Below are 15,416 nucleotides of genomic sequence, written 5' to 3'. Positions count from 1 at the left end.
CCTGACGATGAAGTGCACTTAGGGGTTGCGCGACGCCGAGGCAACCCGTAGACCGCGGGCCGTGCGGACGAGCACAATCACCCTGTGTCGTCTTCTCGTTCTCACCCCTATCCGCTCGGCGTCTCCCTCGTGGAGGGATCCGCGAACGTGGCCGTGTACTCCGAGACGGCCGACGCCGTCGAGGTCTGCATCTTCCACGGCGACCAGGAGTCCCGTGTCGAGCTGAAGGAGCGCACGGGCCACGTCTTCCACGGCATCGTGCCGGGAATGGGCGTCGGCACGCGGTACGGCCTGCGCGTGCACGGGCGGTGGGATCCCGCCGCGGGCCTGCGCCACAACCCGAACAAGGTGCTCCTCGACCCCTACGCCACCGCCATCGAGGGCGACTACGAGTGGGGTCCCAGCGTCTTCGCGCAGAGCCTCGACGATCCGCTTGTCATGGATGAGACGGATGACGCCGCCTCGGTGCCCCGCTGCGTCGTCACCAGCCCCGACTTCGACTGGTCGGGCGACCAGCCGCCCGGCACCCCGCTCTCGGAGAGCGTGATCTACGAGACGCACGTGAAGGGGTTCACCAAGCTGCACCCTGAGGTGCCCGAGCAGCTCAGAGGCACCTACCTGGGCCTCGCGCATCCGGCAGCGATCGAGCATCTCACCAGGCTCGGTGTCACGGCCGTCGAGCTCATGCCCGTGCACCAGTTCGTGCAGGACAACCACCTGCTGGAGAAGGGCCTCAGCAACTATTGGGGCTACAACTCCATCGGCTTCTTCGCGCCGCACGGCGCGTACTCCGCCGGCGGTGACGACGGCGGCCAGGTCGACGAGTTCAAGCGCATGGTGCGCGACCTGCACGCGGCAGGAATCGAGGTCATCCTCGACGTCGTCTACAACCACACGGCGGAGGGGAACCACCTCGGACCGACGCTGTCGTTCAAGGGGATCGACAACGCGGCGTACTACCGGCTCGTCGACGGCGACCCGGCGTCCTACTTCGACACGACGGGCACCGGCAACAGCCTGAACGTCGGGCATCCGGCGGCGCTGCGCCTCATCATGGACTCCCTGCGGTACTGGGTGACCGAGATGCACGTCGACGGATTCCGCTTCGACCTCGCCACCACGCTCACGAGGCAGGACGGCTCGGCCGAGCTGCACAGCGCGTTCCTCACGCTCGCCGAGCAGGACCCCGTGCTGGCATCGGTGAAGATGATCGCCGAGCCGTGGGACACGGCCGGATACCAGCTGGGCGGGTTCCCGGCCACCTGGTCGGAGTGGAACGGCAAGTTCCGCGACGACGTGCGGGACTTCTGGAACGGCGCCGACAACGTGCTCGGCACGCTGTCTCAGCGCGTGCTCGGCAGCCCCGACGTGTACGAGGCATCCCGCCGTTCGCCGCTGTCGAGCGTGAACTTCGTCACGGCGCACGACGGTTTCACCCTCGTGGACCTCACGTCGTACGAGCACAAGCACAACGAGGCGAACGGCGAAGACAACAACGACGGCGAAGACGACAACCGCTCGACGAACTGCGGCGTGGAAGGGCCGACCGACGACCCGGAGGTGAACGCCAGGCGGCGGGCTCAGCGCAAGAACTTCATGGCGACGCTGCTGCTCTCGGCCGGAGTCCCGATGATCCTCGGCGGCGACGAGCTGGGTCGCACCCAGGGCGGCAACAACAACGCGTACTGCCAGGACAACGAGATCTCGTGGTTCGACTGGGAGCACGTCGACGAGGACATGCTGCAGTTCACGGCCGACCTGGTGCGGCTTCGCCGCGACAACCGTGCGCTTCGCCCCGACTGGTACCGCCAGGCGCCCAGCACCGGCGCAGCCGACACGGTTCTCGTCGTGCGCTCGGACGGGCAGCCGTTCAAGCCGGAGGACTGGGAGAACCCGGATGTGCGATCGGTCACCTTCGTGCTCGCGCATGAGGGTGGCGACACGTTCGCGCTGCTGCTGAACTCCGCCGACAACGGCGTCGAGTTCCAGGTTCCCGACGCGCCAGACGAGCCGTGGCGACTGGTCGCCTCCAGCGACGAGGAGCAGTCGGCAGACAGGGCGCACACGACGCTCATCCTCGGAGGCAGGACGTTCACGCTGCTGCGGTCCGCGCGGAGCGGATCGTGAGAGCCGTCCCCACGTCGACGTATCGGCTCCAGATCACCTCGGACTTCACGCTCGACGACGCCGCAGCACTGTGCGGCTACCTGAAGCGGCTCGGCGTGGGCTGGGTCTACGTGTCGCCCGTGCTGCGCGCGGAGCCCGGTTCCACACACGGCTACGACGTGATCGACCACACCCTCATCGATCCAGAGCGCGGCGGTACTCAGGCGTTCGCCCGGCTGTCGGATGCCGCGCACCAGGCCGGCCTCGGCCTGCTGGTCGACATCGTGCCCAACCACATGGGTGTCGCGACGCCCGAGTTGAACGCCTGGTGGTGGGACCTGCTGAAGCACGGCCGCAAGTCCCGGTACGCCGACGCGTTCGACGTGGACTGGGCGGCAGGCGACGGCAGGATCCGCATCCCCGTGCTCGGCGACGGAGACGACGAGCTCGACCGGCTGCGCATCGAGCAGGACACGCTCGGCTACTACGACAACCGGTACCCGATCGCTCCCGGCACGTTCCATGAGGGCGACAGCCCGCGAGACGTGCATGCGCGCCAGCACTACGAGCTGATGAACTGGCGACGAGCGGATGCCGAGCTGAACTACCGGCGATTCTTCGCCGTGAACACGCTCGCGGCCATCCGCGTCGAAGAGCCATGGGTGTTCGACGAGTCGCACGTGGAGATCGGCCGCTGGTTCCGGGAGGGGCTGGCCGACGGACTGCGCGTCGATCATCCGGACGGCCTTGCCGACCCGCGCGGCTACCTGGACCGCCTCGCCGCGCTGACCGACGGCGCGCCCGTGTGGGTGGAGAAGATCCTCGAGGGAGCGGAGACGCTGCCGGCCAACTGGATGACCAGGGGCACGACCGGATACGACGCGCTCGGCGACTTCGACCGCGTGCTCGTCGACCCGCGGGGTCGTGCCGGGCTCGAACGGGCGCAGCGGCAGCTGGAATCCGAGCCGGCCTCCGTCGAGGCCGAAGACGCCGACCCGCGTCGACGCTGGCACGAGCTGATCCACGGCACCAAGCGCGGCGTCGCCGACGGCATCCTGCGCTCCGAGGTGAACCGGCTCGTGCGGATGCTGCGAACGGAATCACGCATCGCGACAACGGGCGAACACGACGACACCGACCTGGCGGACGCCGTCATCGAGCTGCTCGCCGCCATGCCGGTGTACCGCACCTACCTTCCCGTCGGTGCCGACCATCTCGACGAGGCCGCCGCCGAGGCACGCTCCCGCCGCTCCGACCTCGCGGAGACGATCGACGCGACCGTGGCCGTGCTCGGCGAGTCAGGGCATCCCGTCGCCGTGCGCTTCCAGCAGACCTCGGGAATGGTGATGGCGAAGGGCGTCGAGGACTCCGCGTTCTACCGCGTCGCCACCCTGACCTCGCTCAACGAGGTGGGGTCGGAGCCCAGCGAGTTCGCCATCGACGTCGAGGAGTTCCACCGGCGGCAGGCGTGCAGGCAGGCGGCGCTCCCCGACACCCTGACCACGCTGTCCACGCACGACACGAAGCGCAGCGAAGACACGCGCGCGCGCATCACGGCGTTGTCCGAGCGTCCCGAGCTCTGGGCCGACGCACTCGAGCGGCTGCACGCGGCGGTTGGCTTCGGGGATGCGACGCTGGAGAACCTGCTCTGGCAGGCGGTCGTGGGCGCGTGGCCGGCATCGAGGGAGAGGCTGCACGCGTACGCCGAGAAGGCGTCCCGTGAGGCGGGCGTGTCGACGAACTGGACGAGCCCCGATGCCGCGTTCGAGGAACGCATGCACGCCGCGATCGACGCGGCCTTCGACGACGCGCGCGTCGCATCCGTGATCGAGCAGACGGTCGCCGCGATCGCCCCGGCGGGGTTCGTCAACGGCCTGGCCGCGAAACTGCTCCAGCTGGCAGCCCCCGGCGTGCCCGACGTGTACCAGGGCAGCGAGCTCTGGGAGCTGTCGCTCGTCGATCCCGACAACCGCCGCCCTGTCGACTTCGGCATGCGTGCCGACCTGCTCGCGCGCATCGACGCGGGATGGCTGCCGCCCATCGACGAGACCGGCGCAGCCAAGCTGCTGGTCACGGCGCGGGCCCTGCGGCTGCGCCGGGCGCATCCGGAGCTCTTCACCTGCTACCGGCCCGTGGACGTCGTGGGCAGCATGCGCGACCACGTCGTCGCCTTCGACAGGGGCGGCGCGATCGCCGTCGCGACGCGGCTTCCGCGCACGCTGCGCGAGGCGGGCGGATGGCAGGACACCGCCATCGAGTCGGGAGGCGACCGCCTGGTCGACGTGCTGACCGGGCGGCAGTTCGCGGCGGGAGGCGGCATCCCTGTCGCGGAGCTGCTCGCCCGCTATCCGGTCGCGCTCCTGACGGCACCGGAGCACGTGGACGGTTCCGCACCCTCACGCAGACGGGAGGCGTGATGAGCTTCGAGGTGTGGGCACCGTCGGCCAGGAGCGTCGACCTGGTGATCGGCGAGTCGCGGCATCCGCTCGCGCGCGATCCGCGACGCGACGGCTGGTGGCGACCGGATGCGTCGGTGACGCAGCTCGAGACGCACGGTCCGGTCGACTACGGGTACGAGATCGACGGCGAGGGGCCCTTCCCCGATCCGAGGTCCCGCCGCCAGCCGGCCGGCGTGCACGAGCTGTCCCAGACGTTCGACCCCACCTCGTTCGCGTGGTCCGACGGCGCCTGGACCGGCCGGCCTCTCGCCGGCTCGGTCCTGTACGAGCTGCACATCGGCACCTTCACGCCAGAGGGCACGCTGGATGCCGCCATCGGGCGCCTCGACCACCTGCGCGAGCTGGGCGTCGACTTCGTCGAGGTGCTCCCGGTGAACGCCTTCAACGGAACGCACAACTGGGGCTACGACGGCGTGCTGTGGTACGCCGTGCACGAGCCGTACGGCGGACCGGAGGCGTACCAGCGGTTCGTGGATGCCTGCCACGCGGCCGGCATCGGCGTCATCCAGGACGTCGTCTACAACCACCTCGGCCCGAGCGGCAACTACCTGCCGAAGTTCGGCCCCTACCTGCGCGACGACAAGGCCAACACGTGGGGAAGCGCGCTCAATCTGGACGGCCCGGAGTCGGACGAGGTGCGCAGGTACATCCTCGACAACGCCCTCATGTGGCTGAACGACTACCACGCCGACGGGCTGCGGCTGGATGCCGTGCACGCGCTCGTCGACACCAGGGCCACGCCGATCCTCGAGGAGCTGGCCGCCGAGGTGTCGCGCCTGTCGGCTCACCTGCGCCGTCCGCTGACGCTCATCGCCGAGTCTGATCTGAACGACCCGAAGCTCATCACGTCGCGCGAGGCGCATGGCGACGGCCTGGATGCGCAGTGGAGCGACGACTTCCACCACGCCTTGCACGTCGCGCTGACCGGCGAGACGACCGGGTACTACGAGGACTTCGCCGGGCTCGGCACGCTGGCCAAGGTGCTCAGGCGCGGCTACTTCCACGACGGCACGATGTCGACCTTCCGCGGCAGGCACCACGGCCGGTCGATCGACACCCTCACCATGCCGACCTCGCGGCTCGTCGTGTTCAGCCAGGACCACGATCAGGTCGGCAACCGGGCGGCGGGCGACCGGCTGAGCAGCGGCCTGGATGACGGCGGCCTGGCGATCGCCGCCGCGCTCACGTTGCTCGGCCCGTTCACGCCGATGCTCTTCATGGGCGAGGAGTGGGCGGCATCCACGCCGTGGCAGTTCTTCACGTCGCATCCCGAGCCGGAGCTCGCCGAGGCCACGGCCAGCGGCCGCAAGGCCGAGTTCGCCCGCATGGGCTGGGACGAGTCACAGGTGCCCGACCCGCAGGATCCCGAGACGTTCCTCAGGTCGAAGCTCGACTGGAACGAGGTCGAGAGCGGCAGGCACGCCAGGCTGCTCGCGTTCTACCGGGAGCTGATCCGGCTCCGTCGCGAGCGAGCGGATCTCACCGACCCGAGCTTCGCCACCGTCGGGGTCGACGTGGATGAGAACGACGGCTGGCTGGTGCTGCGCCGGGCGAGCACGGCTCTCGCGATCAACTTCGGCGCCGATCCGGTGACGGTGCCCGGGGTGGACGACACGGCCGTCGTGTCGTCGTTCGGCGAGCACTCGTCGACGGAGGGCGGCATCCGCCTCGGTGGCCACTCGCTGGTGGTCGTCGGCACCGGCGCGGCAGAGCGAGGCGACACGGATGCCGCCGGGCGAGGCGACGCGACCGCCGCGGCCGGCAGCGCTCACACGAACGCCGACACGAACAGGGAACGAAACGCCACGGAGGAGAGCATGGGCCAGGCCGGCAACGGCACCGGATCGGAGGTGCGGGGATGACGACGACGGACGAGTCGGCCGGCACGCCGTCGGGCGACGCCGTGGATGAGGCGCGGCAGGCGGCAGAGGCGGCGAACGAGGCCGCCGAGATCAGCTACGACGAGGAGCGGTACCCGGCCAGGCCGCACCGGCTGCGGCCCCGCGCGCAGCTGCGGGCCAGCGGCATCCGCCGTTCGTTCTCGGATCCTCGGTCGGCCGATGCCTCCAATCCCTCCTACGTGGAATGGCTGAAGCGCCAGTCGATGCTGGGCGACGCCGAGGTACTGGGCAGGGGCCTGTCCGGCCAGCCCAGCATGTGGCGCAACCCGTACGCGCGTCCGGATGCCAGGCGCGCCATCCGCTCGGCCTCCGTCTGGTTCACCGCGTACCCGATCTCGCTCATCACGCGGCCGGGGCAGTCGTACCTCGGGGCGCTCGGCGACGAGGCGTTGTGGCGCGCCTTCGAGTCCGTCGGCATCAACGCCGTGCACACCGGCCCGGTGAAGCAGGCGGGCGGCATCACCGGATGGGTGCAGACCGCGAGCATCGACGGGCACTTCGACCGGATCAGCACGCAGATCGACCCGATCTTCGGGCAGGAGGACGAGTTCCGCTACCTGTGCGACGTGGCGGAACGGCACGGCGGCAGCGTCATCGACGACATCGTGCCCGGTCACACGGGCAAGGGCGCCGACTTCCGCCTGGCCGAGATGGCGTACAAGGACTACCCGGGCATCTACCACATGGTGGAGATCCCCGAAGAGGACTGGACCCTCTTGCCCGACGTGCCAGAGGGTCGCGACGCGGTGAACCTCGACGCCGAGACGGAGGCGCGCCTCGCCGAAAGCGGGTACATCATCGGGCAGCTGCAGCGGGTGATCTTCTACTCGCCCGGCGTGAAGGAGACGAACTGGAGTGCGACCGCTCCGACCGTCGGCGTCGACGGACGCACCAGGCGATGGGTGTACCTGCACTACTTCAAGCAGGGGCAGCCGTCGATCAACTGGCTCGATCCCACGTTCGCCGGCATGCGTCTCGTCATCGGCGACGCGCTCCACTCCCTGGGCGATCTCGGCTCGAGCGCGCTGCGGCTGGATGCCAACGGGTTCCTCGGCGTCGAGAAGAGCGCCGAGGGCCTGCCGGGCTGGTCGGAGGGGCATCCGCTGTCGGAGGCGGCGAACCACCTCATCGGGAGCATGGTGCGCAAGGTGGGCGGCTTCACGTTCCAGGAGCTCAACCTCAGCATCGAGGAGATCCGCGACACCAGCCGGGTGGGCGCCGACCTGTCCTACGACTTCATCAACCGGCCCGCGTACCACCACGCGTTCACGACGGGAGACACCGAGTTCCTGCGGCTGACGCTGCGCGCGGCACTGGATGCCGGTGTCGATCCGGCCGGGCTCGTGCACGCCATGCAGAACCACGACGAGCTCACGTACGAGCTCGTGCACTGGGCCGCGCGGCACCGGGCGGATCCGTTCTTCTTCCGCGGCGAAAAGATCACCGGCGCGGAGCTGGCCGAGGCGGTGCGGGCCGACATGCTCGCCAAGCTCACCGGCGAGCGCGCGCCGTACAATCTCGTCTTCACGACGAACGGGATCGCGTGCACGACGGCATCCGTCATCGCGGCCGTGCAGGGGTTCACGACGCTGGATGCGATCGGCGACGACGACATCGAGGGCATCTGTCGCGCTCAGCTTCTGCTGGCCATGTTCAACGCGTGGCAGCCCGGCGTGTTCGCGCTGTCCGCCTGGGACCTGCTCGGCGTTCTGCCGTTGCCGGCCGACCAGGTGCGCGACCTGATCGCCACGGGCGACACGCGCTGGATCCACCGCGGAGCGCACGATCTGACGGATGCGAATCCCGGCGCGTCGGTGTCCTCCTCCGGGATGCCCCGCGGCAGGTCGCTCTTCGGGTCGCTGCCCGCTCAGCTGAGACGGCCGGACTCGTTCGCCTCGCGGCTCAAGGGAATCCTGCGGGTGCGGGAGGAGTACTGCATCGACGTGGCGACGCAGATCGACGTTCCGGATGTAGCGCATCCGGGCATGCTCGTCATGGTCCATCGGCTCGACGAGGGCGACCGCACGCGGGAGGATGCCCACGAGCAGGTCACGGTGCTCAACTTCAGCGACGAGACCATCGAGGGCACGGTGCGCTCGGATGTCCTGACCCCGCGCCGCGCCGTCATCGACGTCGAGACGGGCGACGAGATCGGCCGGGTCGATGACCTCAACAGCTTCTCCGTCAGCCTCGCCCCGTACGCCGGCCTCTTCCTGGTGCTCGACGACGTGGACGACGACACGGCCTGAGTCTCTCCCGAGCCCCAGCCCACACCCCCGACCTCTCCCGCGCCGAAAACAGGCATGAGCGCGCTCTCCGCGCGAGAACAGGCCATTTTGGCCTGTTCTCGGTTCATCCGCCTGTTTTCACAAGGGGGTGGTGGGTTCGTGCGGGGCGGATGGCGTGGGCCGGGTGGGGCGGATGGGCGGGGCCTGTGGGGCGGATGGGCGCCGGCGCCGGGTCAGGCCCGGCGACGGGCCAGGAGCACCACGCCGCCCGCCGCGAGCAGGAGGACGGCGAGCCACAGCCAGGCCTGCGCATCCGAACCGGTGCTCGCGAGCGGGTCGGCCGCCGCCTCTGCGACGTTGGTCACGTCGATCCGCGGCTGCGTGCCGGCATCCAGTCGCACCTGCGCAGTACGACCGTTCACGGCGGAGGTGATGGCGTCGGCCACCACGATGTCCGTTCGGGCGGCGCCGCCGGCATCCGTCTCCGTGATCGCGCACGTCGAGCCGGCGAGGACGGTCACCGTGGCGGAGCCGCCCGAACGCAGACCGAACGATGCGGCGGATCCCTGGGCGAGCGGCACCGGGATCGAGCCGTCGGCCCACGTGCACCGAGCGTCGAAGGAGAAGCTCGGATCCCCGGCGAACACGCCCGACGTGTGCTTGGTGACGGTGGCCGAGGCGAGGTCCCACTCGCTCGTGATCGCGAGCAGGTGCTGATCGCCCAGTCCCATCGTCACCGGTGGCGTCACGTGCACCGCTGTGGCCATGCCCACGGGCGAAGCGACCGAGCACGACGTGCCGTACGGCGCATCGAGGCTCGCCGCGAAATCGTTCTCGGCATCGAGGACCAGCTGGCCTCCGTCGGGAAGATCGGCCGTTCCGCTGCCATTCGGCCACTGGCACGACACGGTCGCCCCCACGGTCTGCGGCGCGTACTGCGACGCGGCCGGGCCAACGATGCTGGCCGAGACTCCGAGCGGCGCCGAATCGAACGCGTTCTCGAACCCGATCGCGGAACCATCGGCCTCGACGGTGGCGGTCTGCTCTCTCGACGGCGCGATCTGGGTGGCGTTCTGCGTGCCGTACTCGGTCACCGTGCACGACGTTCCCACCGGGAGACCGGCGATGGTGTGCGTTCCCGCACCCGTGATCGAGAAGGCGGATGGCCGCGTCGGGTCGTCGGTAGGCGGCGGAAGAATGCGGCCGTTGAACGAGCATGCCGAATCGAAGGCGAAGTCGCCGTCCAGGTGGTTCGCGCCGTCGTTGCCGGCGACCGTGGTCGAGACGACGAGGTCAGCGGCATCGAAACGGTCGGTCACGACGATCGCTGCGCCACCGAGCTCGATCGGCACGTCGGCCGACCCGCCGGAACCGCTGCCTGCCGGTTCGTAGTCGACAGCGGTGGCGCCGTTGCCGCCCTGCTGCGCGGCCGAGCAGCTCGAACCGAGTGGCAGCGCGCCCAGTGCAGCGGAGCCGTCGTCGGGAATGATGGTCCCGTCTGCGGTGAAGTGCACCGCGACCGTGCCGGCCGGGCCGAGCGGGGTGAGCGGATCCCCGCCCAGCGTGCAGGTGACGTCGACCGTGATCGGCACGGATGCCGCCCACGCTGCGGCTCCGGTCACGTCGACGCTGATCGGCAAGCGGCCGACATCCAGCGTGTTCGTGAACGTCACGGCGCTCCACGGATCCTGGTCTCCCGTCGTGAGGTTGACGGTCGCCCTGAGGCTCGTGTCTCCCAGCGACGTCACCGGAGCTGCGTTGACGGTCGAGGCCACGTGGCTGCTCGTCGCCCCCGCGTCGGTCAGCGTGACGCGGCACGACGCTCCTGCCGGCAGCGCTATCGACGCGGAGCCGCCCTCACGGGGGAACGTGAACGACTGGGATGCCGATCCCGGCACGATGTCGATGCCCGCGCCCGCGAACGTGCACTGGTCCACCCTCGTCGTGGCGGGCTTGGCGAAGATCGCCCCTGCTCCGCCGGTGGCGGTGGCGACCCCGAGCGGAGCGGCGATGAAGGCGTTGTCGACGTGGAGCGTCGCGGTTCCGCCCTGACCGACCGTCACCGCGACGGGCTGGGGCTGCGGTGTCGGATCGACGCTCGACGAATAGCTCGTGCCGGTCGCACCCGTGACACCGGTGTCCTGTGCGCTGCACTGCGACCCGCCGGGCGCGGCGACTGCGCCCCATCCGCCGCTCGCCCCTTGCACCGTGACGGTCTCCTCGAACACGACCGTGTCGTCCTGCACACAGGTCACCCGAACCTCGGCCGGCGTATTCGCCCAGGCAGCGGCCGTGCCGATGCTGCGAACGGTGAGGAGAAGGGAACCGGTCTGGAACGTCGCCGTGACGGCGACCGTCGGCGGGTCGGCGGTGATGGGTACCGTCTGCGACGGTGCGTATCCGATGGCGACCGCACCGTCGGTGTCGGTCTCGTCGACCGTGCAATCGGCACCGATCGGCAGGCCGGTGAGCGTCTGGCTCGCTCCCACCCCGAGAACGAAGTCGTGCGCGCCGCCGAGCGTCACGGCACGGCCCTGGAACTTGCAGGCGATCGTGCCGCCGAATTGCGCGTCGGGCGGCGGCGGGCTTCCGCCGTCGACGCTCTGCGTGACGATGAGCGAGCCGAGCAGGTAGTCGTTGTCGACGCCTATCCCGTTCTTCTCGGGCGTCAGCACGATCGTCGCGTCGGTCCCGGGCTGAGAAGTGCCGTTCACGCTGTACGCCACCGACGTGGCGCCGCTTCCCGCCGCTTCGGTGGCGGTGCAGGACGCGCCGACCGGCAGTCCGGGCACCGTCACGGTGGCTCCTTGCGCAGCCCAGGTCTCCTGGCCGTCGATCACGACGGTGCCGCTTGCGGCGGGATCGGTCAACGGAACGGCCCTGCCGTCGAGCATGCAGGCCAGTTGCACACCGAGCGACCCCAGAGTGAAAGACGTGCCGGGGTTGGTGCCCGTGATGGCGGAGCGCACCGTGATGCCGAGGTCGGCGACGGCGAAGACGTTGTCGAGCGTGAGGTGCGCTCCCGCATCCGGAAGCGTGACCTTCTGCGGAGCTGCCGGCGTCGAGGCGCCTCCTGTGCCGGTCTCTGTCGCGGTGCACTCGGATCCCGACGGCAGAGCGGTGAACTCGTGCGAGTGCCCGGCGGTGAGAGCCGTGGTCTCATCGAGTGTCGTCGAGGACCCGAGCGTGCACACGACGTGCACCCGGAACGTGCCGGCGAAGCGCGCGCCATCGCCCGAAGCCGTCACGGTGACGGTGAGGCTCGAGGTCGCCTTGACGAACGGAATCAGCAGCACGAAGCCGTCGCCATCCACGCCGCTGGGCTCGCTCACCTTCGCGCCGACTCTGGTGGACAAGAAGGCTCCGCCCGCACCGCCGCCGCCACCTGGGTACCCCGTGATGTGGTGACCGCCTGCGCCTCCAGCCGGGTATCCCGCACCTCCGCCGCCACCGCCTCCGGTCTGCTGCGTGTACGAGCCGGAGCCGTGGCCCTCTTCGCCGTTGCGGTCGGGATGCTTGCCTCCGTGACAGTCGGCGCAGCCCCCGGCCGCGAAGGCGTTCCACCCACCGCCCAGTCCGTTCGCGGCGAAGATCGTTCCCGCCACGCCTGCGCTCGAGCCGCCCACCCCGCCGCAGCTCTCCCCCGGATAGCCGATGCCGCATCCGATGTCACCGCCATTGCCGCCGCCACCCCCGGCGACGGCGATCAGAGAACGGGTCTCAGCATCGGCTATCGCACTCGCGCCTCCGCCGCGGCCGCCGTCGTTGCCGTTGTTGCTGTCGCCGCCGGCTCCCGTGCCGCCGAAGCCCGCGCCCGCGTGGCTGTAGCCGTCGCAACCGACCCAGATGTCGAGCGATCGGATGCCTGCGGTGCTGAAGTAGCCGGCCTGCATGGCTCCGGTGCCGGCGGGAGCATCGTTGTGACCGTGCGTTCCCGAGCCGCCGACCGCGACGAATCCGTAGGAGCTCACATCCGACGGCACTGCAGCCTTCTGCGGGTTGTCCGACGAGGAGACGCACTGCTTGGCCGGCAGCGGAGCGCCCGGGAAGACCGTCAGCCGGCCGCCGCCCGGGTGACCGGATGCGAAATAGGCGCCCTCCACCTCAGGAGCAGCATACGAGACGCCACCACCCCCACCACCGGCGGCCTGCGCGACCATCTTGTGCCCGGGTGAAGCGCCCTCATCTCCACCACCGCCGCCGTGGCCGTATCCCCCGCCGCCACCGCCGCCGCCCGAGGCGTAGTAACCGGTGTACCCGCCCGAGCCGTCGTCGCCGTCGGCGCGATGAGCGGCGCCGCCCTGACCGCCTCTGCCTGCATAGCCGGTACTCGTTCCCGGGCCGCCGGCCGTCGGCGGCTTGCCCCCCGCCCCTCCTCTGCCGCCATTCGGTGTGTTCTCGAAGGCCTGGGCACCGCCGGCTCCGCCACCGCCGCCCGCTACGGCGAGTGGCGCGTCGTGGCCTGCTGACTCCCACGCCAGCGCCGAGGATCCGCCGCCCGCGGCGCCGTCGTGATTCCTGCCGTGTCCGCCGGCACCGCCTTGCGACCAGCCGTTCGTCTTTCCGTCGGCGCCGGCACCGGGCTCGCCGAGCCACACTTCCACCTTTCCGCCCGACTCGACCGAGACGGTGCCGAGCACCGACCCGCCGGTTCCGGCCGGGCCTTGGAGGTCGTGTCCTCCACCGCCGCCGGACGCCCCGGAGAGAAGGAAGGTCACGGTCGGCACCGAAGGGGGAATCGTCAGCGTCGTGTGCGCCGACTCCTTCGAGTAGCGCAACTGGCACGGAACACCGAGAGCCAGCGAGGAGCAGTCGGCTGCGGCGTCGGGTGCCAGTGCGCTCCGCGTGACCTCGGCGGATGCCGCCTGGGTGCCGACACTGACCAAGCCGGCGGTGACGAGTGCGAGCGCGACGAAACCAGCGACAGCAGGCGCTCCCCAGGCGCCCAGCCGCGGCCCCCGCCCCGCGCGTACGCTCATACCCGGCTCACCGTAGCAAGGGAACAGGACCCGCGAAAGAGCCGGCCTCCCCCCGCACCTTCACGTGCCGCACCTCGCCGTCCCCGTCCCCGTCCCTCCACGTTCCCACCCTCTCGCTCTCCGTCCCGAAAACAGGCATGATCGCGCTCTCCGCGCGAGAACAGGCAGAATTGGCCTGTTCTCGGTGCATCCGCCTGTTTTCGCGCGGATGCGTGAGCCGAGATGGACGGCGGGAGGGACCCGTGGCGGATGCCCATAGAGGGCGGCGCCCATCGAGGAGGTAACGGATGTCGAAGGAGCTCGACGGCACGGTGGCACTCGTCACCGGGGCGAGCAGCGGTATCGGCGCGGCGACGGCTGAGCGCCTCGCCCGGGAGGGCGCATCCGTGGCGCTCGTTGCCAGGCGGAAGGACCGGCTGGAGGAGGTCGCGCGTCGCATCCAGACGCAGGGCGGCACCGCGCACGCGATCCCTGCCGACATCACGAGCAGGGCGGGTGCGGCCGACGCCGTGGCGCAGGCGGTGGATGCTTTCGGGCGCCTGGACACGCTGGTCAACAACGCGGGCATGATGCTAGTCGGCCCCTTCGCGGATGCGCCGGAGGGCGAGTGGGAGCAGATGGTGCAGATCAACGTGCTCGGTCTGCTCTACATGTCGAGGGCCGCGCTGCCGTACCTTGTCAAGGCAGCGGCCGACGAGCCGAGACGCACGGCCGACCTGGTGAACATCAGCTCGTCCGCTGGCCGCGTCGCCCGGGGAGGCACCGCCGTCTACAACCTCACGAAGGCGCAGCGTCAGAGCAAGCGCAGGCGGCATCGCGTGAGTGACACGCGAAAGTGGGCAGTCCTCGTTGGGCGATCCAGGCGCAGCGCCCCCCTGCTCGTCGCGTCACAGGAATCTGAAGCCGGGAAAGCCTCGCGGGGAGCGAGTAGCGAGCGAACTCGCTTCCGTCCAGCCCCCCACACGATCCTGAGCAGAAACGAAAACGGCCCGCTTTCGCGGGCCGCTCTCTTACTGTCTCAACACAGTGTGCGCCATGAGGGATTCGAACCCCCAACCTTCTGATCCGTAGGCAGTGGTTACGGCCCACATTTGCCAATAGATCAAAGGGCGATCGTGGAGCCGTGCACACATTGGTGCACACATACTGAGGCTCCGCATGCGCTGTCAATCATCGGTTGCCAGCCCGCAGAGCTCGGCCTGACGTCGAGAGCAGCCTACGAGGCTCAGGCCCTTAGTAGGTGCTCCGGTCGTGTCGGTAGTTGCTGGACGAAGCGCTCAAGATCAGTCACTAGATACAGCGGTTTCGTGCCGGAGAAGTGAGGCGTGACATCACCCAGACGCACATGCTGACGCAACCGGGTTGGCGACATCCCCAGCGCCTCCGCAGCGGTGTTGTGGTCCATTGCCACCACCGCGGTCGGTCGCGCGGTGTCAGCTGAGGTCCGCGTGCTCATCAGATGCCTCCGGCGAGCCGAGACCACGGCGGCATGCGGTGTCGTGTCGGGATCACCTGCATGCCGGGTTCGTCCTTCAGCTCGATGTAACTGCCATCCAGCGCTCGAGCGCTTTGTCGCACCACCTCTGCCAGCGGCGAGTCCGTGGCAGTCATAACCGTCCACCCCTCATCCACCATCCACAGCGCGATCTCCAACGCTCGCACCTTCTCCGCGCTTGTGAGCACCTGAAGATCCGTCGACAGCAGCACCACGGTATGCGCACCGTCCTTGGTAACAAGGTTCAC

At 69.8% G+C, this 15,416-nt stretch carries 7 protein-coding genes; 5 read left to right on the top strand and 2 right to left on the bottom strand.

The window, feature by feature from the left end:
- Nucleotides 1-84: 84 nt before the first annotated feature.
- The 4 genes from glgX to treS are packed head-to-tail and all read left to right on the top strand — an operon-like array spanning nt 85 to nt 8,715.
- Nucleotides 85-2,127 carry a glycogen debranching protein GlgX gene (glgX, locus tag VHB92_RS05300; protein ID WP_325452142.1) on the top strand — a complete coding sequence of 681 codons (2,043 nt, stop codon included), beginning with the start codon at nt 85-87 and terminating at the stop codon, nt 2,125-2,127.
- Nucleotides 2,124-4,523: a malto-oligosyltrehalose synthase gene (treY, locus tag VHB92_RS05295; protein WP_325452140.1), complete on the top strand. Its 2,400-nt coding sequence runs from the start codon at nt 2,124-2,126 to the stop codon at nt 4,521-4,523. Before glgX ends, treY begins: the two co-directional genes overlap by 4 nt.
- Entirely contained in the window at nt 4,523-6,427 is a 1,905-nt protein-coding gene (treZ, locus tag VHB92_RS05290) for a malto-oligosyltrehalose trehalohydrolase (protein WP_325452137.1), read from the top strand. Before treY ends, treZ begins: the two co-directional genes overlap by 1 nt.
- On the top strand, nt 6,424-8,715 hold the full coding sequence (treS, locus tag VHB92_RS05285; RefSeq protein ID WP_325452136.1) for a maltose alpha-D-glucosyltransferase: 2,292 nt from the start codon (nt 6,424-6,426) through the stop codon (nt 8,713-8,715). The genes treZ and treS overlap by 4 nt, the downstream gene beginning before the upstream one ends.
- Nucleotides 8,716-8,927: 212 nt before the next feature.
- Here treS and VHB92_RS05280 read toward each other — a convergent pair whose 3' ends face one another.
- Nucleotides 8,928-13,673, bottom strand: a complete 4,746-nt coding sequence (locus VHB92_RS05280; protein ID WP_325452134.1) for a DUF5979 domain-containing protein — start codon at nt 13,671-13,673, stop codon at nt 8,928-8,930.
- Between the two features lie 311 nt (nt 13,674-13,984).
- On the opposite strand from VHB92_RS05280, the gene VHB92_RS05275 reads away from it, so the two are divergent.
- Nucleotides 13,985-14,737: an SDR family oxidoreductase gene (locus VHB92_RS05275; RefSeq protein ID WP_325452132.1), complete on the top strand. Its 753-nt coding sequence runs from the start codon at nt 13,985-13,987 to the stop codon at nt 14,735-14,737.
- A gap of 391 nt (nt 14,738-15,128) precedes the next feature.
- Here the strand turns inward: VHB92_RS05275 and VHB92_RS05270 are convergent.
- Nucleotides 15,129-15,416 (bottom strand): hypothetical protein (locus VHB92_RS05270; RefSeq protein WP_325452130.1); only part of this gene is annotated, 288 nt, incomplete at its 5' end.

The sequence above is a fragment of the Humibacter sp. genome (assembly GCF_035547335.1).
Lineage (GTDB): Bacteria > Actinomycetota > Actinomycetes > Actinomycetales > Microbacteriaceae > Humibacter.
This window is presented reverse-complemented; position numbering and strand designations above follow the sequence as displayed.

Bases quoted from the DNA above. Each gene is read 5' to 3' on its own strand.
- treZ (WP_325452137.1), top strand. From the start codon at position 4,523: ATGAGCTTCGAGGTGTGGGCACCGTCGGCCAGGAGCGTCGACCTGGTG.
- treS (WP_325452136.1), top strand. From the start codon at position 6,424: ATGACGACGACGGACGAGTCGGCCGGCACGCCGTCGGGCGACGCCGTG.
- VHB92_RS05280 (WP_325452134.1), bottom strand. From the start codon at position 13,673: ATGAGCGTACGCGCGGGGCGGGGGCCGCGGCTGGGCGCCTGGGGAGCG.